This is a genomic window from Thiomicrorhabdus sp. (assembly GCF_041583835.1).
GTDB lineage: Bacteria > Pseudomonadota > Gammaproteobacteria > Thiomicrospirales > Thiomicrospiraceae > Thiomicrorhabdus.
Window position 1 is genome coordinate 1 of the sequence record NZ_JBFHFC010000019.1, and the last position, 26,004, is coordinate 26,004.

The 26,004-nt window shown below is 46.2% G+C and carries 21 protein-coding genes and 1 pseudogene; 11 read left to right on the forward strand and 11 right to left on the reverse strand.

The genetic code is table 11. The features are described 5' to 3' along the window. The 4 genes and pseudogenes from ABY044_RS09255 to ABY044_RS09270 form a co-directional block, all read right to left on the reverse strand. The coding region (locus ABY044_RS09255; protein WP_373020116.1) for a metallophosphoesterase at positions 1-402 on the reverse strand (402 nt) is incomplete at its 3' end. Next, a complete protein-coding gene (locus ABY044_RS09260; protein WP_373020118.1) occupies positions 399-1,097 on the reverse strand; it encodes a metallophosphoesterase in 699 nt (232 codons plus the stop codon). The genes ABY044_RS09260 and ABY044_RS09255, both read right to left, overlap by 4 nt. Positions 1,098-1,406: 309 nt before the next feature. Then, positions 1,407-1,874, reverse strand: coding sequence for a hypothetical protein (locus ABY044_RS09265; protein WP_373020120.1), 468 nt, complete (start codon positions 1,872-1,874; stop codon positions 1,407-1,409). 642 nt (positions 1,875-2,516) lie between these two features. Beyond that, positions 2,517-2,912 (reverse strand): annotated as a pseudogene (locus tag ABY044_RS09270) (thioredoxin family protein); the annotation flags it as partial. Positions 2,913-3,013: 101 nt separating this feature from the next. On the opposite strand from ABY044_RS09270, the gene ABY044_RS09275 reads away from it, so the two are divergent. Beyond that, positions 3,014-3,442, forward strand: a complete 429-nt coding sequence (locus ABY044_RS09275; RefSeq protein WP_373020122.1) for a rhodanese-like domain-containing protein — start codon at positions 3,014-3,016, stop codon at positions 3,440-3,442. A 216-nt stretch (positions 3,443-3,658) separates the two neighbouring features. Further along, positions 3,659-4,561: an SMP-30/gluconolactonase/LRE family protein gene (locus tag ABY044_RS09280; RefSeq protein WP_373020123.1), complete on the forward strand. Its 903-nt coding sequence runs from the start codon at positions 3,659-3,661 to the stop codon at positions 4,559-4,561. Between the two features lie 93 nt (positions 4,562-4,654). Here the strand turns inward: ABY044_RS09280 and ABY044_RS09285 are convergent, their stop codons facing one another. Both ABY044_RS09285 and ABY044_RS09290 read right to left on the reverse strand, forming a co-directional pair. Then, positions 4,655-5,266 (reverse strand): superoxide dismutase, encoded by a 612-nt coding sequence (locus tag ABY044_RS09285; protein ID WP_373020124.1) that lies wholly within the window; start codon positions 5,264-5,266, stop codon positions 4,655-4,657. A gap of 158 nt (positions 5,267-5,424) precedes the next feature. After that, positions 5,425-5,721, reverse strand: a complete 297-nt coding sequence (locus tag ABY044_RS09290; RefSeq protein ID WP_373020126.1) for a YcgL domain-containing protein — start codon at positions 5,719-5,721, stop codon at positions 5,425-5,427. Between the two features lie 128 nt (positions 5,722-5,849). On the opposite strand from ABY044_RS09290, the gene ABY044_RS09295 reads away from it, so the two are divergent. Together ABY044_RS09295 and ABY044_RS09300 are read left to right on the forward strand one after the other, a co-directional pair. Further along, positions 5,850-6,821, forward strand: a complete 972-nt coding sequence (locus ABY044_RS09295; RefSeq protein WP_373020127.1) for an NAD(P)H-binding protein — start codon at positions 5,850-5,852, stop codon at positions 6,819-6,821. 91 nt (positions 6,822-6,912) lie between these two features. Then, the gene (locus tag ABY044_RS09300) at positions 6,913-8,160 is read left to right on the forward strand and encodes a multifunctional CCA addition/repair protein (protein ID WP_373020129.1); all 1,248 of its coding nucleotides are present in this window, start codon (positions 6,913-6,915) and stop codon (positions 8,158-8,160) included. A gap of 97 nt (positions 8,161-8,257) precedes the next feature. Here ABY044_RS09300 and ABY044_RS09305 read toward each other — a convergent pair whose 3' ends face one another. Next, positions 8,258-8,824 carry a DUF3365 domain-containing protein gene (locus ABY044_RS09305; RefSeq protein ID WP_373020131.1) on the reverse strand — a complete coding sequence of 189 codons (567 nt, stop codon included), beginning with the start codon at positions 8,822-8,824 and terminating at the stop codon, positions 8,258-8,260. Positions 8,825-9,136: 312 nt separating this feature from the next. Here ABY044_RS09305 and ABY044_RS09310 point away from each other — a divergent pair, with 312 nt between their 5' ends. The 7 genes from ABY044_RS09310 to fba all read left to right on the forward strand — a co-directional run bounded on the left by ABY044_RS09310 (position 9,137) and on the right by fba (position 21,282). After that, positions 9,137-10,378: an efflux RND transporter periplasmic adaptor subunit gene (locus tag ABY044_RS09310; protein ID WP_373020133.1), complete on the forward strand. Its 1,242-nt coding sequence runs from the start codon at positions 9,137-9,139 to the stop codon at positions 10,376-10,378. After that, positions 10,375-13,578, forward strand: a complete 3,204-nt coding sequence (locus tag ABY044_RS09315) for an efflux RND transporter permease subunit (protein ID WP_373020135.1) — start codon at positions 10,375-10,377, stop codon at positions 13,576-13,578. Before ABY044_RS09310 ends, ABY044_RS09315 begins: the two co-directional genes overlap by 4 nt. 336 nt (positions 13,579-13,914) lie before the next feature. Beyond that, a complete protein-coding gene (tkt, locus tag ABY044_RS09320; protein WP_373020136.1) occupies positions 13,915-15,903 on the forward strand; it encodes a transketolase in 1,989 nt (662 codons plus the stop codon). Between the two features lie 61 nt (positions 15,904-15,964). Next, entirely contained in the window at positions 15,965-16,963 is a 999-nt protein-coding gene (gene gap / locus ABY044_RS09325) for a type I glyceraldehyde-3-phosphate dehydrogenase (protein WP_373020138.1), read from the forward strand. Positions 16,964-17,241: 278 nt separating this feature from the next. After that, positions 17,242-18,423, forward strand: a complete 1,182-nt coding sequence (locus tag ABY044_RS09330; protein WP_373020140.1) for a phosphoglycerate kinase — start codon at positions 17,242-17,244, stop codon at positions 18,421-18,423. A gap of 249 nt (positions 18,424-18,672) precedes the next feature. Further along, a complete protein-coding gene (gene pyk, locus ABY044_RS09335) occupies positions 18,673-20,115 on the forward strand; it encodes a pyruvate kinase (protein WP_373020142.1) in 1,443 nt (480 codons plus the stop codon). Between the two features lie 102 nt (positions 20,116-20,217). After that, positions 20,218-21,282: a class II fructose-bisphosphate aldolase gene (gene fba, locus ABY044_RS09340; RefSeq protein WP_373020143.1), complete on the forward strand. Its 1,065-nt coding sequence runs from the start codon at positions 20,218-20,220 to the stop codon at positions 21,280-21,282. 127 nt (positions 21,283-21,409) lie between these two features. Here the strand turns inward: fba and ABY044_RS09345 are convergent, their stop codons facing one another. From ABY044_RS09345 to ABY044_RS09360, 4 genes are all read right to left on the reverse strand, one after another. Then, complete coding sequence (locus ABY044_RS09345; protein ID WP_373020145.1) at positions 21,410-21,973, reverse strand: hypothetical protein; 564 nt, start codon at positions 21,971-21,973, stop codon at positions 21,410-21,412. Positions 21,974-22,098: 125 nt separating this feature from the next. Beyond that, complete coding sequence (locus ABY044_RS09350; protein ID WP_373020147.1) at positions 22,099-24,336, reverse strand: nitric oxide reductase activation protein NorD; 2,238 nt, start codon at positions 24,334-24,336, stop codon at positions 22,099-22,101. A 161-nt stretch (positions 24,337-24,497) separates the two neighbouring features. Continuing rightward, on the reverse strand, positions 24,498-25,316 hold the full coding sequence (locus ABY044_RS09355) for a CbbQ/NirQ/NorQ/GpvN family protein (protein WP_373020149.1): 819 nt from the start codon (positions 25,314-25,316) through the stop codon (positions 24,498-24,500). A 329-nt stretch (positions 25,317-25,645) separates the two neighbouring features. Continuing rightward, on the reverse strand, positions 25,646-25,999 hold the full coding sequence (locus ABY044_RS09360; RefSeq protein WP_373020185.1) for a ribulose bisphosphate carboxylase small subunit: 354 nt from the start codon (positions 25,997-25,999) through the stop codon (positions 25,646-25,648). Positions 26,000-26,004 lie beyond the last annotated feature (5 nt).

Sequence of the window (26,004 nt, forward strand, 5' to 3'; positions counted from 1 at the left end):
ACCTTCTGGAATTTTGTTCCAGTGCTCTTCCACATTATGTGGATATAACTGAAACGCCCAGTTATTAAACGCGGGCGTATAGGGAGAGCCGTAGAATTTAACGCCATCAATTTCGACCGCTTCATCAATCAGCAAAGTGATCTCTTCGGGGACAACCCTGTTTCTCTCATGAGGATCTTTTTCAAGACGAACCATGAACCGATCGTGGTTCCCCGGCACAAGAATCTTGTGTTTAAAATCCAGGTTTTTGAACCACTGGAAAAACAATTTTGCCTCGCCCCATGTACCGCGGTTAGAAAAGTCACCGGAGTGTACGATCACATCGGCTTTAATTGTCTTCAGCCATAATTCAACTTCGCCTTCATGACACCCGTGAGTATCGGATAGATGTACAATTCTCATTTTTCGATTAGGTCCGCTATGTTCAACAAAGTTAATTTCCCTGTTTTGTCGTAAGTGTCTATAAAAAGGCTATTGCCAACTTTCTTGGGAGATTCAAAACAGGTATGACCATGAACTGTCAGAGCGATATTCTTTATGGTTCGATTCAATTTAGGTGCTTGGCGTGTTCGTAATACAAGTTCTCTAGTATTTCTATCATCAAGCTGAGACTTAAGTGCATTCCAGTCATTAATATCAGGAGGCACACCCGCATGGCAAATACCAACTGAACCATGTGTTGTTTCAAGTTCAATCAAATAAGGCAATTCGACGAGTTTGCGATAGAACCACCGACGATCATCCTCAGCCAATGCTGCAAACCACTCTCCCTCTAAGGCTAGATGAATCTCTTCAGGGCTATAACCTTCATATTGATACCGCAATACTCGCTCTTCATCATATTGATCAATGATGAACTGGTCATGATTTCCACGGACTGGAAAGAACCAAGTTTCATCAACTAACTCCGTTACAAGTCGGTGCTGATTTCCCCTATCAATTAGATCTCCTACCGAAAACAAACGGTCACAGGAGACATCAAATTCAATCTTTTGGAGTTCAAGCATGAGTTCATCGAAATGGCCATGGATATCGCCGATGATAAAGTCTTGTCCACGCTTGTTTTGACTAACTTTTTCTAAATAATTCTTTTCCATTTCACTATCGATTAAATGTATTTGTCGTAAGGATATCAAGAGAAGGGTTTTTCCAAAGGGGTTAGAAGGTTTTTTAAAAAAACTTCAGGGCAATGAAGCTAAAATATGGATAAGAGGGGGGATCATATGCAGACTTTTTTTCAAATTTTGTTCGGTTTTATTTCTTTGATTTTGGCCGCTAAAATTCTTTATAGCGGATTGAGTTGTGTTTTGTTTAATAAAGCAAACAAGTCAAATGACTTGGTCAAAACTTCATCTTGGTAGGCTTCTTTTTTCAGTATCAATCCCGTCAAGAATTACTTATAAGTATTAGGTGATTTGTCTTGCGGCCACTACTATCTGAACTGCATAATCTGTGAATTTTTCATTTACATACAATGGTTCATCTTCCTTGATATCGGATAACCGAACATTACATGTTTCATCCCAATAATCTTCACCATTATTGAGTTTGAATAAATACATAGGTTGGTTATTTCTATGTGATAGTAAAATTTCACATACTGACGATGCCATCCAGTTTTTACCTTCATGTGCAGGAATGAAGATCGCGATTGATACCCCTTCCTTTCTAGGATTATCAATACCCAAGGCAAGTAGCTTGTTAGATGTTGTAGCCATGATTGTCCCAGATCCCGGTGTTTCTCCCTCAGGAAAATCAATTATGAAAAATGGTGTCTTTAAAACTAGTTTTATGAATTTATAGTAGTGATAGTCTTGGCTGTATTCGATCTTAAAAAACTGGGATTCCTGATGGCAGCATGCTTCTAACATCACTAATGTTCTCTTTTCTAAATGTTTCTGAGTTATGCATTGTCGAAATGCTTTTACACTCATGGATTATAAATAGATTAAAAATGCGGTCAACTAAAAAATCATTTAAAAACAATAAGTTACGTTTGCGTAAGTGTGTTTTAGGTGTGTTTTTTCAGGTTTAATAATTAGTGAGTTGTGGGTGGGGGCTGTCCTGGGAGGGCGTGGGAGGCTTTGGGTGAAACCAGCGCTTAAAAAATGGAATATTGCATAATTGCCAATAGTTGTTGCAAATTTAAAATAAATTATCGACAATTTAATTGCAGTCCTGTTCCAGCAGTTAGCCTTTATGGAGCATTGATCTGAACTGGAGCGACCTACTAAGAGCCATGAAATCTTAGCCATGCGTGCCGATAGGGCTGTAAATTCATAAACTTTCCAAACTCATTTACCTTTCCCCTATGCTTAAGAGCTGATGCATGTTGCCACGTAAAATTTTTCATGAGTTGGAATGGTCAGTCATTGAATTAAGTTTTGAATAACTTATCTGCTTTCCTCAAGAATATTAATCTTCTTGACGTTATTGTTTCCCAAGGTATGGTTGTTAGTAATGTAGAAAGGGCGTGTCTATGGAGTAGTAAGTAAGGTGTTAATGTCTTATGCAGTTAACTCGCATGTATAGCCAAAGAAATCCGGGGTGCAAACTGCACCATAGGCTTTTGCAATCTCCTGACTCTCGTCCATGACATAAGGAAACGGAAACTGCCAAAGTTCTGAAACCTTCTTCATATTATAGAAGGAGTCTTCCTCGTATTCATTGGGATCGTTTGACATGATTGCGATGCTGTTGATGCCGAATTCGTCGCGCAGGATACGGGTATCCTCGACCAGACGTTTGTGAATGGCTTTGACATAAGGGCAGTGATTGCAGATGAACATCACCAGTAGGCCGTTCTTTCCTTTGGCTTTTTCCAACGTCCAGGTTTGTCCGTCTATGCCGGGAAGTTCGAAATCAATGGCAGGTTGGTCAAAGTCGCAGACCGGCGTGGTTAAACTAACCATATTTTTTTCCTTATTTTTTAATGTATGGGGTTTAAAATAAATTCGTCTTATTCCATATTATAGAAATGGGAAATAACTTTAATCAAAGCGGGAGAGTACAGTTGAAAAGTTTAATGGATTATATTGAAGCGGCCAAGAAAGAGATTCAAGAGGTTTCTCAGGAAGAAGGGCGTGAGCTGGTTGAGAAAGGGGTTAAGGTGCTGGATGTTCGTGAACCCGGTGAGTTTCTTTCAGGTGCGATCGAAGGTGCGATTAATGTGCCTAGAGGGGTTTTGGAACCGGCCGCTGATTTGAATTATCCAGGTGCAAATCCTGCTTTGCGTGATCATCGCGACGATGCGTGGTTGGTCGTGTGTAAGTCGGGTGGCCGTGCCGCGTTGGCAACGCAGACGTTAAAAGAGATGGGATTCGGTAAGGTTATTAATCTGATTGGCGGTATGGATGGCTGGCAGTCTCAAGGTTTTCCGATGGTGGCCCCGTCCGATGAAAGCATGGCGATCATGTTGAAAGAGCCTTGCCGTATCGACTGATTCCGTCCAAACGAAAGTTTTTGAGGCGGCGAATATAAGCAGCCGCCTCATCGGTTCTGTCGATTTAAACGATTGATATGTAAAACCCCGCGTTGCGGGGTTTTTAGGTTTGGCCTTGTCGTTGTATTATTATGTCTAAAGCTCAATGGGTGTGTTTATGAGCAGTCAGGATGTATCGAGTAATTAAATCAATATAACAATGTAAAAAGGGTGGTTATGAATTTAAACAAATTGCGTTTGTCTCATCTTGGTTTGAAAGCGTCGGTTTTATGGTTGGCGAGCTTGTCGGTATCGGCGGTGCATGCGGAGGATTTGGTGATTAAGGGCGTCGGATTCGCGACACCGGAGTCGGTTGAATATGCGGCGGCGCAAGATGAGTATCTGGTGACCAATATCAATAGTAGTCCTTTTGATAAAGACGATAACGGTTTCATTTCCCGTTTGTCGCCGAGCGGAGAAGTGTTGCAGCTTAAGTGGATTGCCGGCGGTCAAAACGGTGTGACGTTGGATGCGCCTAAAGGGATGGTATCAATCAAGGATCGTCTTTATGTGGCGGATATCGATACCGTCCGAGTATTCAGTCTGCCTTCCGGAAAGCCTTTGGCCGATTATAAGATCGAAGGCAGTTCATTCCTGAACGGAATCTGCGCTTCTTCGTTAGGCGGTGTATGGGTTACCGACAGTGGTATGGGGCCGGGGTTTGCTGCGAACGGTAAGGATGCGATCTATCATCTTTCGGAGTCGGGCAAGGTCACGACTTTAGTTAAGGGTGAGGATTTAGGGCGTCCGAACGGTATCGTGGAGACGGCGGATAAGCAGTTGGTCATGTTGTCGTTTGCCAGTGGTGAAGTTTATCGTTTTGACTTGAAAGGGAAGGTGATCGATAGCCTGCTTTTGGAAAGCAATAACCTTGATGGATTGGTTGTTGATAAGGAAGGAGACTTGATTTTTTCCAGCTGGACAGCGAAAGCGATTTTGAAAATGAAGGGCGACGATGAGCCTGAAGTGGTTTTTGCCGGTTTGGATTCACCTGCGGATATCGATATCGACACCAAGCGTAACCGTTTGCTGATTCCGTCGTTTAACGGAAACGAAGTTTTGATTAAGACGTTGCCGTGATGATTTGAATTGGAATCGATCTGTTTATCGATCTATTTAAGACATAAAAAAACCGGGTTTGTACCCGGTTTTTTTACGCTTGCAGTTTGCTTATTAAGCTTTTGCGGCAGAGTATAGTTCTGAAACTTTGTTCCAGTTAACCACATCCCACCAAGCTTGCATGTAAGCAGGGCGTAGGTTTTGGTAACGTAGGTAGTATGCGTGTTCCCAAACGTCCAATCCTAGAATTGGCGTGCCTTTTACTTCGGCAACGTCCATCAACGGGTTGTCCTGGTTAGGCGTTGAAGAGATTTCCAATTTGCCGTCTGCAGAGACAGTCAACCAGGCCCAGCCTGAACCGAAACGGGTTGCACCGGCCGTGTTGAATTTTTCTTTCATTGCGTCAAAGCCGCCGAAAGTCGCGTTGATGTCATCAGCTAATGCGCCGGTTGGTGCGCCCATGCTGTCACCGGTCATCACTTCCCAGAAGAAAGAGTGGTTCCAGTGTCCGCCACCGTTGTTACGTACTGCCGGAGAGATTGAACCGGCGTTGGCAATCAATTCTTCCAAAGACTTTTCTTCGTTTTCAGTGCCGGCGATCGCATTGTTTAGGTTGGTAATATAAGTGTTGTGGTGTTTTGTGTGGTGGATTTCCATCGTGCGCGCATCAATGGAAACTTCAAGTGCGTCGTAATCGTAAGGTAGATCAGGAAGAGTAAAGGCCATGTTAAATTCCTTTTAAAGTTAACAGTATTTGGAAAAGTATAGTTTGTAGACGTTTGCTATTGTAGTCAACCGTGCTGTTTTGTAAATAGTTGAGTTATTTTATCGGGTATTAGTGCGCCGGTCTTGAAGTGTCCGGCGCAAACCAGCGGGTAAAGGGTTTAGCAGATATTGTCCAGTCTCTCCGGAGGCGGAGCAATGTCGCTGAATTTTTCGACTTCGTTAGGCGGCATTTGCATGAAGTAGCCTTTTTTCAGCAAGGCTTCAATCACTTTGGCGCTCTCTTCGCGAGCCAGTTTACGCTCCGGCGAAAGTTCGAAGTCGATGACGTGGGCCGGTTCGCCGAACATGACCAATAATTCGTTAGGCAGTTTTTCCAGTCCGTCGTCTTGCGGAACGTAAAGGAACAATTCCTCTTTTTTTGGGCTTTTGAAGACAGATACATTAATGGTAGTCATATGTTTCTCTTAAATATTGATTCAATGAATTGCGGGTATTGTAACAAAAACTAAGGCTTAAAAGCTTGACCTTAAAACGGCGATTCCTTATCCTTGTCAGGTTTTGATTAAAGAAATTGGATTCGGGCATGATGTTAGGAAACAAAGTTACCGTCTTTAGTGGTACAGGCTATATTGGTCGCGAGATCGTAAATGCGTTATCAAAAGAAGGCTATGAAATTACCGTTTGCGCCCGTCGTCCTGAGCGTTACCGTGATTTCGCGTTGTTTGCGAACACCAAAGTAGCGAAGTTGTCGTCTTATGACAATGCAGAGGAATTGGGTGCGGTGCTTGACGGTGCGGATATTATCGTCAACCTGACTGCCGACCGTTTGAACGGAACCGAAATGGTGGCAATGGACGACTTGGTTCACGTCAATCAAAAAATTAAGCAGGCGGCGGAACACGCCGGTGTTAAGCGTGTATTGAGCTTGTCGCAAATCGGCGCGTCGTCGAATCAGGAAGAGAACGAATTCTTGTGCAAACTGGGTGAGGCGGATGCATTAATGCATACGACGGCCAGTGCTGACGTCACTATTTTTAGAACCAGTTTGTTGATTGGCGAAAACGACGATACTACTCAGCGATTTGTAAACCAGCTTAAGCGTTTCGGTTTGTTGATGGTGGCGGAAGGCGACACGGTTGTTCAGCCTGTTTGGGTCAGAGATTTTGCTGCGGCATTGGTGTCTTCCGTTAAAAAATCGGATACTTTTGGGCAGAAGCTTGAGGTTGCCGGCGAAGAGCGTTTGACGATGAAAGAGTTAGGCGAATTGGTTTCGGATCTGATGCAGAAAGACGTAATCGTATTTCCTATGTGCAGCCTGAATGCCAAGATTATGACTATGATGGGGGCGTTTGCTCCGATGGTTTCAGTCTCTAAGGCCCAGTTGTTGATGTTGGACCAGGACTTGGTTTCCGATGCCGATTTCGCGACTCAGTTCGGGTTTGCTCCAAGCAGTCTGGAATGGGTGATTTCGAATTATGCGGCTCCGCATCATATTCGCGAGCGTTATAATTTCTTCCGTAAAGAGGCGAAACGAAACTCGGAAGAGTTGGTTTGAAGCCGTCGATTTAATTCGATGAAGTTATGATTGAAAGCCGTCGAATGTGACGGCTTTTTTGTTTGTATTGTGCAGTGAGAAAGGATCCTTAATGGAATTTAAAGCCTATTTGGTCGGTGGTGCGGTGCGTGACGCCCTGTTGGGGATTGCGGTATATGATCGCGACTGGGTGGTGGTCGGAGCTACGCCGCAAGTAATGCTGTCCGCCGGTTTTGATCAGGTCGGTAAGGATTTTCCGGTTTTCCTGCATCCGCAGACCAGAGAAGAATATGCTTTGGCCCGTACCGAACGCAAGGCGGGCGTCGGTTATCACGGTTTTGAAATAAGTGCTTCTCCCGATGTGACGCTGGAAGAGGATTTATTGCGTCGTGATTTGACCATTAACGCAATGGCGCAAGACGAGTCCGGTAATTTGATCGATCCGTATGGCGGTCGACAAGACCTTGAAAATAGGATTTTGCGCCATGTTTCGCCGGCATTTTCGGAAGACCCTTTGCGGGTATTGCGCGTGGCACGGTTTGCCGCCAAGTTAAAGCCGTTTGGATTCGCTCTGCATGACGATACGCGATTATTGATGACGCAGATGGCCGAGTCGGGGGAGTTGGAAAGTTTGACGCCGGAGCGCGTCTGGCAGGAAGTCGTTAAGGCGTTGAGTACCGATAAGCCGAGTGTGTTTTTCGAGGTCTTGAGGGAAGTCGGAGCATTGAAGGTGTTGTTTCCCGAATTGGATTGTCTTTATGAAGTCACGCAACCGCCTCAATATCATCCCGAAGGCGATGTCGGTATTCATACGATGATGGTATTGGATGCTGCCGCCGAATTGAGTGACAGTATTGAGATACGTTTTGCAGCTCTGGTGCACGATTTGGGTAAAGGTGCGACGCCGCGTGAACTTTGGCCTAAGCACCACGGGCATGAAGCGGCCGGCGTGCCGATTGTAGCTAAATTGTGTCAGCGTTATCGAGTGCCTAAGAAAACCCAACAGTTGGCCGAGAAGGTGACCGAGTGGCATGGCTTGATACATAAGGGGCTGGATTCGGAGGGGCGGCCGGCTCTTAAACCTAAAACCTATCTTAAGGTGGTTCAGGCTTGTTCCTATTTTAAGAATGCGGATGTTTTGCAGTCGGTTCTGTTGGCCTGCGAAGCGGACGCCAAGGGACGAACCGGTTTTGAGTCGGTTGCTTATCCTCAACGTTTGTTTTGGTTGCAAGTAGCTGAAGCGGCCAGTCGCGTGGATAATCGTGAAATCATACAGAAAGGCTTCCAGGGAGCGGAAATCGCTCAAGCGATCGAGCAAAAACGCTTACAGTTGATTGCCGACTTTTTGGATGCCTTTTAATTTACCGCGGCTTTCGGGCAGGGTGCCTTAAGGATGTTGTTCGTTAAATAAAAAAACCGCCGAAAAGGCGGTTTTTTTGTGTAAGGCGATTCGAAATTTATTGTTTCAGCTGCTTGAAGCTGAAAGCACCTCGAATTTCGCCTTTGTGGTAACCGGTCGCTTTATCGTTTGGATAAAGTGCCAATACTTTTTCTTTAACGCTCGCAGGTACGGCGGTACCGTGGCAAGTTAAGCAGACATCGCCGGTCGGGATTGCTTTCATGTAGCGGTAAGTATCCTGGCCGTCCAGTTTTACGATTTCGAATTTTTCCAGTTTGGTGACGTCTTTGCCTGCAGCGGCTTGTTCATCAAACCATTTCAATGTCTGAGTTTCCCAGCTGTCCGGTTTTGCGGTCGTTGCGCGTGGTTTAAGACTTACGCGGTTGACTTTCCATCCCGTACTGGCGGATAGCTGTTGAGCGATCTCCGGTGAAATTTCATGGCATTTTCCTACGGCATGAACCGGGCCGCCGGTTTTCATGGCCTTGCCTAGTTCCGGTTTTAGTGTGCCCAGGAATTGCTTGGCGACTTGGCGGGCTTCCATTTGTTTCTCTGTCAGTGTGTCTTGGGCCATGAGTGTCATGGGTAGAGACATAAAGGCGGTGGCGATGATGAGCTTTTTCATTGTTGTTTCCTTTTGCTGATTCGATATTGGTTAATGAGGGTATAACTTAATTTTATGTTTTGTGAATATAGCAACTCGGAAGATCATTAACAACAATAAAAAAAGTGTGGTAATGGAGGTATTTCTTTTTGAATCAGGTTTGTTTTAGGGAAATGTCGGGGTGAATCAGATTGTTCATCCGTGTTGATTTATAGAATCAAATTAATCCCGGATAAAAGATGTCAAATAGAAAGCGTTTACTAATGTGGTGAAATTTATTCGAATTCCTTTAGAATGACGTGATATTTCATCACATAACCGGATAAGAATAATATGTGGACAACAACAGTAAAACGGTTTCTCCTGCCTGTCGGTATCGTCGCTTTGGCGATTGTTTTGTTTGTATATATGAAATCGACCAAGCCCGAGCAGCCTCCGGTTCAGGTGAAAGAAAAAGTGTGGATGGTCGAAGCGATGGAAGCCCGATATGAGTCTTTGGCGCCTGTCTCGCGTTTATACGGTCAGGTTGAATCCAATTCTTTGGTGGCGGCTTCTTCGCCGATTTCCGGTGTGGTGGAACACGTTTGGGTTAAAGAAGGGCAGGAACTTAAGGCCGGTGATCGATTGGTAGGCATGAATCAACAGGATTTGCAGATTCCCTTGCAGCAAGCTAAAGCCGACGTTGCGGATGTAGAAGCACAGTTGCGACTGGAAAAATTGGCCTATCAGGCGAATGTGGAACGTTTGGCGCACGAGAAGAAAGTTTTAGAGTTTAAAAAATCGGATGTAGTCAGAACGCAGAAGTTGTTGGATAAGGACTTGACCTCCACCACCGCACTGGAGCAGTCCAAAGAAGCGTTGGCCAAGCAAGAATATGTGGTGGTCGGTGCGCAGTTGGCCGTTGAAGAGCATAAATTGAAGTCTCAGCAGAATCAGGCGCGTTTGGACAAAGCGAAGGCCGTTCTGGAGCAAGCTGAGTTGAATCTGGAGCGCGGTACGGTTATTGCACCTTATGACGGGCGGGTTGCAAGTGTGAAAGTGAGTGCGGGCGACCGCGTTAATGCCGGTGCGGTTTTGATTGAATATTACGGGTTGGAAAGTCTGGAGTTGAGGGCGAAACTGCCGGTTGCTGAATTTCACGATGTCAATCAACGCATCCAGCATGGCGATACGGTAACGGCGCTGTATCGGAACGCTTCGGGTGCAAAACCGGTTTCCTTAAAGGTCGATCGTATGGCGGGTGAGGCTTCTACCAGTGGAGTTGATCTACTGTTTGCGTTGCCTGACGAAATGAAAGCGTTGCGTCCCGGTGATTTGCTTGAGGTGGAATTACAGGGAGCAAAACGCGATCGAGTGGTGGCTGTGCCTTATAGTGCGGTTTATGGAAACGACCGCGTTTACTTGGTCGAAGATCAGCGCCTTAAGGCGGTGAATGTTAAATTGCTGGGGGATTTGACGGTTGACGGCGCGTTGTGGGCGCTGATCGAACCGAGTTTCCCGCAAGGCAGTAAGGTCTGTATTACACATCTTCCAAATGCCGTGAGTGGGTTGAAAGTGTCTGAGGGGGCGGAATGAGTTCATTAGAAAGAAATGAACAGGAGGCTGTGACGGCATCCGCCAATCAGGCCGGTGACGATTTGGATAACGATTACCGCATTAAGGAAAAGTCGTTTAAATCGCACGGGTTGATCGGGATTTTTGCTCGACACAAGGTGGCGCCTAATTTATTGATGCTCATTATGATTTTGATGGGGGTGGTTGCCTTATTGAAGTTGAATGTGCAGTTTTTCCCTAATTTTGAGCTGGACTATGCCACTGTCAGAGTGGTTTGGCCGGGTGCCAACGCGGAAGATGTGGAGACCAGTATTACCGATCCGATCGAGCGCGTTTTGCGCAACTTGGACGGTTTGGACGAAATGACTTCCACTTCGGCTTTGGGGCTGTCTTCTATTTCGATGAAATTCAAAGAAGGCACGAATATGATCGAGGCGCGCAATCAGATCGATCAGCGAATAAGCGAGCTACGAAACTTGCCTCAGGATTCTGAAAGACCGATTGTGGAGCGGGTTATTCGTTATGAATCGATCGCGCGCGTGCTGTTGATGGGCGAAGATGCTTCTTTGACCGAATTGCGTTCCTTAGCCAGGGATTTCGAACGCCAGTTGCTGGCACTGGGAATCGATAAAATTAATTTTAAAGGATTGCCTACCCAGGAAATGGCGGTGGAAGTTCCTCAGCAGGCGTTAGAGCATTACGGGCTTTCGTTGGAACAGGTCGGGAACCAGGTTGCGGGTATGAGCCGTGATTACCCGGCCGGTTCGGTCGGGGATGATGACAGTATTCGCGATATTCGCGCACTGCAACAGAAGCGCAGCGAAACGCAATTCGCGCAAATGCCTTTGGTGGTGAATACCTCCGAGAATATCGCTTTGGGTGATATCGGCCACATTGAGCGCCGTCCGACTAAAAATTCGCCTTATCTTCAGGTTGACGGCAAACCTGCAATTGAATTGCAGCTTATGAGGGCGGAAAGCGGCGATACTTTAAAGTCGTCCCGGATTATGGATCAGTGGCTAAAAGAGACGTTGCCGCAACTGCCTAAGGGTGTGGATTTAAAGGTGTACGACGAAACCTGGTCGTTGGTGAATCAACGTATTATGTTGTTGGTCAATAACGGGGTCGGCGGTTTGATTTTGGTCGTGTTGATTCTTTACCTCTTTTTGAACGGACGCGTGGCCTTCTGGATTGCAATCGGTATCCCGGTTTCATTCATGACGACCTTGATGATTATGTATCTGGCGGGCGGCAGTATCAATATGGTGAGCCTGTTCGGCTTGATTATGGCGCTGGGGATCATCGTCGATGACGCCATCGTGGTGGGTGAAGATGCTTTGGCTCATCATGAAATGGGTGAGAGTCATTTGCATGCGGCCGAGGGTGGGGCGCATCGAATGTTCTGGCCGGTAACGGCTTCTTCGTTGACGACGGTGGCGGCGTTCTTGCCGTTGATGATGATCGGCGGAGAGATGGGAAATATCTTGTTCGCGATTCCGCTGGTTATTATTGCGGTAATTTTCGCGTCCTTGATTGAGAGTTTTACCATTCTGCCAGGGCATTTACGTCATGCATTGGCGGGTGTGAAACCGACTGTTGAAGGTTCTTTGCGGGATCGTCTGGAGCGCGGGATTGATCATTTGAGACATCATCAGTTCAGAATGATGATCCGTTGGGTGTTGCGAAACCGCGCCGCTACGCTGGCAAGTGCCTTGGCTTTGATGATTTTCGTTGTCGGGTTGTTGGCCGGTGGCCGTCTCGGTTTTGTGTTTTTCCCGTCGCCGGAGTCGACCAAGATTAATGCGGATGTGCGTTTTGTCGCCGGAACTTCGGCTGAAGTGACGGGCCGATATGTAGAGCATCTTTACGAAGCGTTGCTGGAAACGGAAAAGGAGCTGGAGCCGGGGATCGTTAAAACCGCTGTGGTGCACTTTAACGAAACCAGCCGTGAAACCGGGCCAAATTTCGGTGGCATTAATATTGAATTGGCGGAGCCGGATCAGCGGAACACTCGCAATACGGAGTTTATTCGGGTTTGGCAGCAAAAAGCCGGAACCGTTCCGGGCTTGGATGTGTTGACGATGGAAGCACCGCGTATGGGGCCTCCCGGTAGCGATATAGATATTCGATTGACCGGGGCGCAGCCGATGAATTTGAAACAGGCTTCACTTGATCTTCAAGAAGTGTTGAGCCAAATTTCGGGGGTCAGCGGGATTCGTGACGATTTACCTTTTGGTCGGGATCAGTTGGTTTATCAGTTGACGCCTCAAGGTAAAGCGCTCGGACTGACGTATGTCTCGTTGGGTCGGCAGTTGGCTGATGCGTTTTCTGGGCGTTTGGTGCAGATATTCACCGACAAAGAAGATGAAATCGAGGTTCGGGTGCAGTTTTCAAGATCCGAGCAGGCGACGTTGGCCACCATTAATCGCATGCAGGTGGTGACGCCGAGCGGTGAGCGTGTGGCATTGAGTTCCGTGGCCGATTGGCATACGCGCCGCGGTTTTGACGTTATGCGTCATGTGGACGGTCAGTTGGCGGTGACCGTGGTGGCTGAAGTCGACAAAATGGCCAATAATGCAAATCTGATTCTGGCTCAGTTGCAGCAAAGTACTTTGTCGGAATTGGTTCGAAAATATGGTCTGAATTATTCGCTTGAAGGGCAGAATGCGCGTCAAGCCGAAACCATGGCGGATATGAAGATCGGACTCTTGATCGGTTTGTCGATTATTTATATCGTGCTGGCCTGGGTGTTCGGTTCTTATGGCTGGCCTTTGGTGGTGATGATGGCGATTCCGTTCGGATTGGTCGGTGCGATCATGGGGCATTGGTGGATGGGGCTGGATATGACGATCCTGTCGTTGTTCGGTTTCTTCGGGTTGTCCGGCATCGTGGTCAATGACTCGATTATTTTGGTCAGTTTTTACAAGCGCTTGCGTGAATCCGGTTTGGGGGTTAATGAGTCTCTTGAAGAGGCGGCCGTTCAGAGGGTGCGTGCGGTTATGCTGACGTCTTTGACGACGATTGCCGGTTTGACGCCACTGCTGTTCGAGACTTCCGTTCAGGCTCAGTTTTTAATTCCAATGGCGACGGCGATCGCCTTCGGATTGATGTTTTCGACTTTCCTGATCTTGTTGGTGATTCCGGCATTACTTTCTTATTACGAGCACTCCCATGCAGCGATTGCCTCCTGGAAGAGGGTGCTTGTCACAAAATTTTCATAAAACCGTATTTAGGCCATAATCTGCAAACGGAACAATGTGGCTATCATGGTTCCGGCAGCGCTACGATGTTGCGGCGCAACCCGTAACATCGCGGTTTAACCGTTGTGGATTGAAAAAATGGCCTTAATACAACGGCTTCTGCTGCTCTGGGATGATTTCCGAATCGGCTTCTAAGGCTAATAATTACATAAGAAAACTTGATGATTTTATAGTTTTAGGAGAGAATAATCGTCCAAATTTATATTGTGGGACGAATTTTGGATGTGTTTTAGGGTGCCTTTTGGGGCATTTTTCGTTCTACAGACACCGAATTTTTTACAAAGTTGAGGAAGTTGTATGACAACTCGTAGAGATCTTGCAAATGCAATTCGTGCCTTGAGCATGGATGCTGTTCAAAAAGCAAATTCTGGTCACCCAGGTGCACCGATGGGTATGGCGGATATCGCTGAAGTTCTGTGGAATAGCCACATGAAGTATAATCCGACCAATGCAAATTGGGCTGACCGCGATCGTTTCGTATTGTCTAACGGTCATGGTTCTATGCTTATCTATTCTTTGTTGCACCTAACAGGTTTTGACCTAAGCATCGAAGACATTAAGCAGTTCCGTCAATTGCACGCTAAGACAGCAGGTCACCCTGAGTATGGTTATGCAGATGGTATCGAAACAACCACTGGTCCTCTTGGTCAGGGTATTACCAACGCCGTAGGTATGGCGATTGCCGAGCGCACATTGGCAGCTCAGTTCAACCGTCCTGGTCACGACATCGTTGACCACCACACTTATGTATTCATGGGTGACGGTTGTTTGATGGAAGGTCTATCTCACGAAGCAGGCGCAATGGCGGGTGCTTTGGGTCTAGGTAAATTGATCGCATTCTGGGATGACAACGATATCTCTATCGACGGTCACATCGGTGACTGGATGGAGCGTGACGTTGCAGGTCGTTTCGAATCATACAACTGGCACGTTATCCGTAATGTAGACGGTCACGATGCAGACGCAGTTAACAAAGCGATTGAAGAAGCGAAAGCGGTTACCGACAAGCCTACTTTGATCTGTACTCGTACTATCATCGGTTTCGGTTCTCCGAACCTATGTGGTTCTCACGATTGCCACGGTGCGCCTCTTGGAGATAAAGAGATTGCAGCAGCGCGTGAATTCTTGAACTGGCCGCATGCGCCGTTTGAAGTTCCTGATGACATTTATGCCGGCTGGGATCACAAAGAACAAGGTGCTAAAGACGAAGCGGAATGGAATGCCCGTTTTGAAGCATACCGTGCTGAGCACCCAGAATTGGCTGCTGAATTCGAACGTCGTATGGCGGGTGAGTTGCCGGCTAACTTCGAAGTTGAAATGGATAAGTTCATTGCGCACACGCAAGAAGAAATGCCAAACATCGCTTCTCGTAAAGCGTCTCAAAACGCAATCGAAGCAATGGGTCCTTTACTACCTGAAATGTTCGGTGGTTCTGCTGACTTGACCGGTTCTAACCTGACTAACTGGTCTGGTACGGTTAAGGTTAATCACGATAACGCAAACGGTAACTACATTTCATGGGGTGTTCGCGAATTCGGTATGGCTCACATGATGAACGGTATGGTTCTTCACGGTGGTTTCAAAGTGTACGGCGCAACGTTCTTCATGTTCATGGAATTCATGCGTAACGCTTTACGTATGTCTGCATTGATGAAGATCGGAACGATCTATGTTTATACTCACGATTCAATCGGTTTGGGTGAAGACGGTCCTACTCACCAGCCTGTAGAACAGTTGGCGACAATGCGTGTTATCCCTAACTTCCAAACTTGGCGTGCTTGTGATGCGATCGAGTCTGCGGTTTCTTGGAAGATGGCTATGATGCGTGGTAATGCTCCGACTGCATTGGTATTCTCGCGTCAGAACCTAACGCCTATGCCTCGTACTGCCGAGCAGGTTAAGAACATCGAGAAAGGTGGTTACGTACTGAAAGATTGCGAAGGTACTGCGGATATCATCTTCATCGCAACCGGTTCTGAAGTGGGTCTAGCGGTAGAAGCGGCTGAAGCGATGGATGCGAAAGTTCGTGTTGTTTCTATGCCGTCTACTTGTGCGTTCGATGCTCAAGATCAAGCTTATAAGGATTCTGTATTGACTCCTGGCGTTAAGCGCGTAGCGATCGAAGCCGGTGTTGCCGAGTCATGGTACAAGTACGTTGGTCTAGAAGGCGACGTTGTTTGCATGAAGACTTTTGGTGAATCTGCACCAGCTGGCGAACTATTCAAAGAGTTCGGCTTCACTGTAGAAAACGTTGTTGCAACTGCAAACGCGGTTTTAGCTAAGTAATAGATTTTAGTTTTCCAGGTTCGGAAGTTTAGCGGACCTGGTCATTTTAGGAGTAAAAAAGATGACAATTAAAGTTGGTATTAATGGTTTCGGCCGTATCGGTCGTATGGCTTTCCGCGCTGCAGCGAAAGACTTCAAAAACATTGAAGTAGTTGCAATTAACGATCTTCTAGATCCAGAATACCTAGCTTACATGCTTAAGTATGATTCCGTTCACGGTCGTTTTGACGGTGAAGTTTCTGTTGAAGGCGGAAACCTGGTTGTAAACGGTAAAACAATCCGTATTACAGCAGAGCGTAACCCAGCCGACCTTAAGTGGGACGAAGTTGGTGCAGATCTAGTTATCGAATGTACTGGTTTCTTCCTAACCGAAGAATCTTGTCAAGCGCACATCGATGCGGGTGCTAAGAAAGTTGTTCAGTCAGCACCTTCTAAGGATCACACTCCAATGTTCGTATACGGTGTTAACCATGAAGAGTACGCAGGTCAGGCGATCGTTTCTGCCGCTTCTTGTACTACTAACGGTTTGGCTCCGGTTGCTAAAGTATTGAACGACAACTTCGGTATCAAGCGTGGTTTGATGACTACTGTTCACGCTGCAACTGCAACTCAGAAAACGGTTGACGGTCCATCTATGAAAGACTGGCGCGGTGGTCGTGGTATCCTTGAGAACATCATCCCATCTTCAACTGGTGCGGCTAAAGCGGTAGGTAAAGTACTTCCTGCTCTTAACGGTAAGTTGACTGGTATGGCTTTCCGCGTTCCAACTTCTGACGTTTCTGTTGTTGACCTAACGGTTGAGCTAGAAAAAGAAGCAACTTATGAAGACATCTGTGCAGCAATGAAAAAAGCTTCTGAAGGTGAAATGGCTGGTGTTCTAGGTTATACAGAAGAAGCGAACGTTTCTACTGATTTCCGTGGTGATTCTCACCCATCTATCTTCGACGCAAATGCAGGTATCGCTCTAGATCCTACTTTCGTTAAAGTAGTTGCTTGGTACGACAACGAGTACGGTTACACTTGTAACATGATGCGCGTTGTAGAGCACGTCGGAAAATAATTCTGGCTTCATTCCATTAGCGGACGATTTCGTTGTCGGATTTCAGTCGTGTATTAAATATACACTCCTTCAATCCTCCTAGAACTCGATCCGCTACTGGACGAATCCAAATTTATTTTGTTTCGAAAGTGTGGCTACCATGCTTTCGGAATTAAATTTCCTTATCTGTATTTGTAACCGTTCGCGTTATGAGTATCGAAAAGCAAATTTAATTACTTTAAATCTAATGCCCTTCCGATTCTTGGGAGCGGCTTTTAAACCATAAAAGAGGACTTATTATGTCTGTTATTAAGATGTCTGATCTAGACCTAGCTGGTAAGCGCGTATTAATTCGTGAAGATTTAAACGTTCCAGTTAAAGACGGTAAAGTAACTTCTGATGCGCGTATCCGCGCTTCACTTCCTACGATCAAAATGGCGGCGGAAGCAGGGGCGAAAGTCATGCTTATGTCTCACCTTGGTCGTCCTACTGAAGGTGAATATGAAGAAGAGTTCTCTTTGGCTCCTGTAGCGGCTGATTTGTCTGCTAAATTGGGTAAAGAAGTACGTCTTGTTAAAGACTATCTAGATGGTAACTTCGATATCGCCGAAGGCGAAGTTGTTCTTCTTGAAAACGTTCGTTTCAACGTTGGTGAGAAGAAAAACGCTGAAGACCTATCTAAGCAGTACGCAGCACTTTGCGACGTTTACGTAATGGACGCTTTCGGTACCGCTCACCGTGCACAGGCTTCTACTCACGGTGCAGGTGCATTCGCTGATACAGCGTGTGCGGGTCCTCTTCTAGCGGCTGAATTGGATGCGCTAGGTAAAGCACTGAACAATCCTGCGCGCCCAATGGTAGCAATCGTTGGTGGTTCTAAAGTTTCAACTAAGTTGACCGTGCTTGAATCTCTATCTGAGAAAGTAGATCAGTTGGTAGTTGGTGGCGGTATCGCGAATACTTTCATCGAAGCGGCTGGTTACAATGTTGGTAAGTCTCTATCTGAAAGCGACTTGGTTCCAACCTGTAAGAAGTTGAACGAAATCATGGAAGGTCGCGGAGCGGCGATTCCTTTGGCTTCAGACGTTGTTTGCGGTAAAGAATTCTCTGAAACCGCTGCTGCGGAAACTAAGAACGTTGCCGATGTAGCTGACGATGATATGATTTTCGATATCGGTCCTGATTCTGCCGCTGAATTGGCGGAAATCATCAAAAATGCCGGTACGGTTGTTTGGAACGGCCCTGTTGGTGTTTTCGAATTCGACCAGTTTGGTGAAGGTACGAAAGCAATCTCTATGGCGATCGCTGAATCTTCTGCATTCTCAATCGCGGGTGGTGGTGATACTTTGGCTGCGATCGATAAGTACGACATCGCTGACAAGGTTTCTTATATCTCTACCGGTGGTGGTGCTTTCCTTGAATTCTTGGAAGGTAAAAAACTACCAGCTGTTGAAATGCTAGAAAAAGCGGCAGCTAAATAAGTCTGACGATTTATTTTTCACGATTTGTCCGGTCGTCCAAAGCGATCGGACAAGTTTAAATTTTAATGTTTCATCTTATTTATACTTGTAAAAAAGTGATATTCACCAAAGGGTGCCTCGGTAAGTAAACTTTCTTGTACACAGCAGCCAAAAGAATTGGCTGTCTTCGGTGTCGGGATGACAGTTTATTTTGCGAGACATCTTTTCATGTATAAACAAGATAAGTTCAAGAAAAGGTAAAAAGAAATTATGCCATCTGGTTTAAGAAGAACAAAAATTGTTGCAACCTTGGGTCCTGCTACCGATCGCGAAGGCGAATTGGAACGCATTATCAAGGCGGGTGTCGACGTTGTTCGAATCAATATGTCACACGGTAGTGCCGAAGAGCATAAGGCAAGAGCTCAGGCCGTTCGTGAATTGGCTGAGAAGCACGATCATGAAGTCGGTGTATTGGTTGACCTTCAAGGTCCTAAAATTCGTATTGCCCGTTTTGCAGAAGATAAAATCTTCTTGGAAACCGGCGATAAGTTCGCATTGGACAACAATGTCGGTAAAAATGACGGTAATCAGCACGAAGTCGGTTTGACTTATAAGAACCTGCCTTACGACGTGAAGCAGGGCGATAAGCTATTGTTGGATGACGGCCGTTTGGTGTTTGAAGTTGATAACGTTGAAGGTGAGCGTGTTAACTGTACCGTGGTTGTCGGCGGTACTTTGTCAAACAATAAAGGGATCAACCTGCAGGGCGGTGGCTTATCTGCTGCAGCTTTGACCGATAAAGATAAAGAAGACATTATTACGGCTGCCGAAATGAATGCCGACTATTTGGCGCTTTCTTTCCCGCGTTCTGCAGAAGACGTCGAGTACTGCCGTTCATTGGCACAACAGGCCGGTTTGAACTGCAGCATCGTTTCTAAAGTTGAGCGTGCGGAAGCGGTTGCCGACGACGAAACTTTGGACGGTATTATTTTAGCCTCCGACGTGATCATGATTGCCCGTGGTGATTTGGGTGTTGAAGTCGGTGATGCTCAATTGCCGGCGCTTCAGAAGAAAATGATTAAACGTTCTCGTCAGCTGAACCGTGTCACTATCACGGCGACCCAGATGATGGAAACCATGATCGAGAATGCCATCCCGACTCGTGCCGAAGTATTCGACGTTGCCAACGCGGTAATGGACGGAACCGATGCGGTTATGTTGTCAGGTGAAACGGCAACCGGTAAATCTCCAAGCTTGGTTATCGAAACCATGGGTCGTATTTGTCGCGAAGCTGAAAAAGCACGTTCTACGCGTGAATCGACACACCGTATCGATGAGTCGTTCACAGCAGTCGATGAAACCATTGCGATGGCTGCGATGTATTCTGCAAACCATTTCGGCGTGAAATGTATTGCTGCATTGACGGAATCCGGTAATACGCCTTTGTTGATGTCGCGTATTAGTTCCGGGATGCCTATCATTGCTTTAACTCCGCATTTAGAGACTCGCCGCAAGGTGACGATGTTCCGTGGCGTCTATCCTTCTTCGATTGACTATTCAGGTTTGAACGACGAAGAGATTCAAGCGATGATCCTGAATCGAATTAAAGAATTTGGTATTGCTAAAGAAGGCGATCTAGTCTTGTTGACCCGTGGTGAATCACGTGGATTAATGGGTGGAACCAACCGTCTTGAAATCGTTAAAGTTCCTTAATCTATAAGGATTTAGGGATCGAATTATTATTTGGACAGCCTTTAAAAGCTTGTTAGAATAACGAAAATATTTTTTTGAAAACCAACTAGAGGAGTCTCGCACATGGCGATGATTACACTTCGTGAATTAATGGACTACGCAGCAGAAAACAACTTCGGTATGCCTGCGTTTAACGTAAACAACATGGAACAGGTTCGTGCGATCATGCGTGCGGCTGAAGCTTGTGATTCTCCAGTAATCCTTCAGGGTTCTGCTGGTGCACGTAAGTACGCTGGTGAGCCAATGTTGCGTCACATGATCGCAGCAGCGGTTGAAATGTTCCCTAACGTTCCAGTTGTAATGCACCAAGATCACGGTTCAGATGTAGGCGTATGTTTGCGTGCTATCCAGTCTGGTTTTACTTCTGTCATGATGGACGGTTCTCTAGAAGCGGATATGAAAACACCTGCTTCTTACGAGTACAACGCCGGTATCACTGCTGAAGTAGTTAAGATTGCACACGCTGGTGGTGTTTCTGTTGAAGGTGAGCTTGGATGTCTAGGTTCTCTTGAGACTGGTAAGATGGGTGAAGAAGACGGTCACGGTTCTGATGACGTTCTAGATCACTCTTCATTGTTGACTGATCCTGAAGAAGCAGCTCAGTTCGTTAAAGATACTAACGTTGACTGTTTGGCGGTTGCAGTAGGTACTTCTCACGGTGCTTACAAGTTTACTTCTAAGCCTTCTGACGACGTTCTTAAGATCGACCAGATCAAAAAGATCCATGAGCGTATCCCTACTACTCACCTTGTAATGCACGGTTCTTCTTCTGTTCCTGAAGAGTGGCTAGAAATCATCAACAACTACGGTGGTGATATGGGTCAAACTTACGGTGTTCCTGTTGAAGCAATCGTTGAAGGTATCAAGTACGGTGTTCGTAAAGTAAACATCGATACTGACCTACGTATGGCGTCTACTGGTGCGATCCGTAAGCACTTGCATGACAACCCAGCTAACTTCGACCCTCGTAAGTTCTACAACGCGGCAGAAAACGCGATGATGGAAATCTGTAAAGCGCGTTTCGAAGCATTCGGTTGTGCCGGTCACGCTTCTAAGATCAAATCTGTTGGTCTTGAAGAAATGCAAGCTCGCTATGCAGCTGGTTCACTAGATCAAACTGTACGTTAATAGACAGTTTTATTTAGAGACTAAAAAGCCCGCTTTATGCGGGCTTTTTTTTACCTAAGAAAAAGGCGAGGTGGCGTGTTTAGTCTGTTGGGTTAAGACGGAACTACGCTCTCGTTATGCCGATCATTTAGATATATTCACTTGGGTCCATGTTCTCCATGTCCATGCTGCTGAAACGGCAAACATTGACGCTGATATAGTCGCCATAAGCACTGCCGGATTGAATCCAGTTCTTCACCTTGTTCGAAATCGCCAGAGGCGGCATTTTATCTTCCAAGTGTAATTCAATGCCGTATTTGAAACGTGGGCTCTCAGGACCTTCGCTGATGACTTGGTCGTTGTCGACAAATATTTTCAATTCAGCTTCTTTGCCTGGCATGGCAACGAATGCTTCATTGCCGTGTTCGGCGATCAGTGCGGTTAAAGCTCGGTCAAATGCCACTTTGCTTAACGGATTGTATTGGTAATATTCTTGAATTAAATCCTCGGCTCTTTCGATTAAAGAGGCCTTGAGTTCGGAAATGGAATCAAAGGATTCGTCGCCTAATTCAAAGATCACATAGGCGTCTTCGGATTTACCAACGGTTAAGTCCTCATCTTGGAATACAACCATTGAAGCACCGTTTAGAATGGCTTGATAGTTCTCATCAGAATAGTCATTTAATGCTTGTTTGAATTGTTCTGCGTTCATTATGTTATTCCTAATTTTAACGATAGTACGACAAGGATAAATTTTCGTGCGGATAAAAAAGAGCCTTAGACAGTAAACTGACTAAGGCCCATTTAAACCGACTGCGATGACAACGTCAACGAATGTTATGTCGTCAAGTTTGCAAACAGCGACGGCAGTTTCTCAGGTAGGCGCATGACGTTGTCCACAATCGCATAACGGTTCTGACCGAAGATGTTCTGCACGTATTTGTCGGCAAATTGGTCGATCGTCAAACAGTATGAGTAGATACCTTTGGTTTGCAGTTCTTCGACCGCTTTCTTGGCATCCTGTTTCAAGTACTGGCTGTCTTGTTCGTCAATATCCGCCGGTTCACCATCGGTGATGACAAGCAGCAACTTCTGCTTGCTGGCCTGTCTATCCAGATAGGCTCCTGCGTGACGCATTGCCGCACCCATACGTGTAGACAAACCACCTTTCATCCCCGCCAATTTAGCATGCACTTCAGCGTCAAACGGTTCATCGAACTGTTTGAAGCGAGTGTACTGCACGTCGTGACGTCCGTCGGACGAGAAGCCGTGGACTGCAAACTGGTCACCGATACCGTTGATGGCGTGAGATACCAGAATCGCAGCTTCCTGAGTCACCTGCAGGATCGTCTTGTCTTCCCCGGTTACGAATTCGTTAGTCGACTCGGACAGATCCAGTAGAATCACTACCGATACCTCTCGCGAACGGATAACGTTTTTCATCGTGATGCGCGGATCCGGTTCCTGCCCCATTCTCAAGGAAGTAATGGCTTCAACGCAGGCGTTCAGATCCAGCTCGTCACCGTCTTCAATTCGGCGGATACGTTGCAGACCAACAGCCTGTAACTTGTCGACGATTTGTTTGATGCGGTGGGCGATACCCTTATTGGCATCCAAAATACTGTTATACAGTTCAGGATCACCTTTCTTTGCACGGTGTTCATAAAGCGTTACCCAACTCGGACGGTTCAACTGTACTCGGTAGTCCCACTCGTGATAGTGGAACGGATCGGAAATCGGTTCGATCCCTTCCATCTCATTGTAGGAAACACCGTTGTCCTCATAAGGGTACAATTCGGAACCCAGTACCCAGACTTCATCGTGGTCGACGTCAACCAGCTCGGAATCGAGTTCGTTGATCATTTCCATAACCGATACGTGTTTACGAACGGTCTCTTTGTATCCCGTCGAGCCGGCTTCCATATCTGCCCATTCATCAGATGCCCAAATCAAACGGTTGTCATCTCGGTATCCGATGCGCTGTCGACGAAGCTCTGTTAAGGAAACCCATTTATTGGTTGCAATGTTCATGGTGTTAAACAGGAGAATTCCCATTGTCCAAGACCATTGTTCATTGTCCAGGTTGTCTTCGATTTCTTCATAGAAACGATCGGCAATAAAGTTCATTTGATCGTCTTGAAGTTCAAAGTCCTTGTCCAAAAGCTTGATCATCAGTTGTTCTAAACGATACGCAGTGGTTTTTTCGGACAGATTGGTAGCTTCCTGACTGGCGCGAATGACCTTCATCCACAGGTTCTTCAACCCTGGGAAGTTTTTAACCGCATTGTATTCAATACGCGCGTCTTCCATGATTTCAATAAAGAACATTTGCTGAGGTGTCAGCTGTTCCATTGAAATGGCCGCCTTGGTATAAGCAAGGTGGGAAGCCATGTGAGCCGCCATCGCACGGTAAAGTTCCGCCCCTTTTACGTTTTCGCCCAAATCGTTCAATGCATCCGGTAGGTGCATCGCCAGATTCTCGAAATACGGCTTGAAGTCTTCAAAGTCGGCCGCAGCCGGACGAATGAAGAAATCACGTGCCCAGAAAGCGCGAAGGTAAAAGTTGATTGGTCGATGGTAATCGATAAACAAAGAACCTTTACGCTGCTGTTGGAATACGGCCTTGGAATCTTCTGATTCCAGACCGAAGTATTTAATTTGTACCGCAAAGTCACGGGCGTGTGCCTGCGCACCCCATTGGGCCCAGCGTCTAAGACCGGAAACGGTCAGCTTGGACATCATGTAATCCATGTTGGCCAACATAGGACGCATTCCGCGAGGGGTCTTGGAGCCGATCTGATAGATCAATGCCAAATATTGGCGCATCAAATCAATGTCGCGAGTTTTATCCGCTACGGTCGGCAATGAATCCAAAACCAAAGCAACAACATCCCCTGAAGTCACCGAAGAGAGCTTCATGACGTTTTCATGAATGTCATCCAGAATATCATCGTCGATTAAGGCGATAACCTGCGGAATCGATTCAAGATAGCTCACGACCACATTTTGACCTTTGCCCAGGTATGCAATGGCATTGGCATTTTCCAGCCATGTTTCGCGAGAGGCTTCATTCATGGAATGAGAAGCCTCCTGGATCAGTGAGTCAAACATATCCTCAAGCTGAGGAACGCTTTTTATCAATGATGCCCTGATTTCTTGTAGATCAAAACTCATAACATTATCCTATACATTTTTATATTGGTCGGGTCCCGGCAGAACTCACCGGGCCAGGCTGCTTATTCAAAAAATGTATCGACCGTGGTGAGTAAGGTGTCTAGGATGTCGTCGTCGTCGGTTAAAGGAGTGATCAATGCCATCGTACAAGCTTTCTTCGCCGGTACGCCTTTGTTGATCAACTGTCCTGCATAGACCAATAGACGGGTAGAAATCCCTTCGTCCAAACCGTGACCTTTCAAGTTACGTGAACGCTGTGCAACTTGAACCAGTTTTTCGGCCGTCGCTTTATCGATACCCGCTTCTTTAGAAACGATTTCCGCTTCGATTTCTTCCGCAGGGTAGTCAAACTTGAAACCACCAAAACGTTGCTTGGTCGATTGTTTCAAATCTTTCATCATTGACTGATAACCCGGGTTGTAAGAAATAACCAACTGGAAGTCAGGGTGAGCTTCAACCAATTCACCTTTCTTATCCAAGGGCAGAACGCGACGGTGGTCAGTTAACGGGTGGATAACAACCGTGGTATCTTGACGTGCTTCAACCACCTCATCCAGATAACAGATCGCACCGATACGCGCCGCAACGGTCAAAGGGCCGTCCTGCCAGCGCGTACCGTTGATGTCGATCAGGTAACGTCCGACCAAATCGGATGCAGTCATATCTTCGTTACACGCTACGGTGATCAGAGGCTTACCTAGCTTATGCGCCATGTACTCTACGAAACGAGACTTACCACATCCGGTCGGACCTTTTAGCATGATCGGCATGCGAGATTGATAACCGGACTCAAACAGTTCTACTTCATCAGCAACCGGCTGATAAAAAGGTTCTTCTTTAATGATGTATTGTGATGGGTCTATAGCGTTGATTTCTGACATGATCGTTTCTCCGTTAACAGCTCATATTCAAAAGGAATTTAAAACCTTTAGATTTGGCCACTTAGGTTAGAAGTGAACAAATCTAAAGAAGATAAAAGGTCAGTCGGTTTCGGGGCCGACTGACCGCGTCACTAAATCGAGAGGTAAGAACCGATTCAGTAAACCAGGTTAAAAATCCCCGCCTCACATCAGAGTACGGGGATTCTCGGAATTTGGGTCGGCTGGAAAATTACTTTTCCAGCCTGATTCGTTTAAGGTCATTCCAACTTGATTTGACCGGTTACGGTCAAATCAAGGGCCAAGGAATCACCTCGAGCCGAACTCAGCTCTTACATATCACCACGCTTGATAAGCATGTTTGCACCTTGAGACTGTGCAAAGTTATCGTAACCAATCAAACGAACGTGGTTGTTTGGGTTAGCTGCGATACAGTTGTTTACTTCAGTAAGAACTGCGTCTGCATCAGTTTCACCGAACATTGGAAGCTTCCACATATACCAGTAGTAAGAGAAAGCGTTCTCTGGTTCAGAATGTTCGATCGCAGGGTTCCATCCTTTATCAATGATGTATTGAACCTGTGCTTTGATCTGATCAGCGTCCATCTTCGGAAGGTAAGAGAACGTCTCAGCCTTGCGAGATTGTGGATCTGAAAGACGAGATGGGTAATCTTGAATACTCATTATTATAT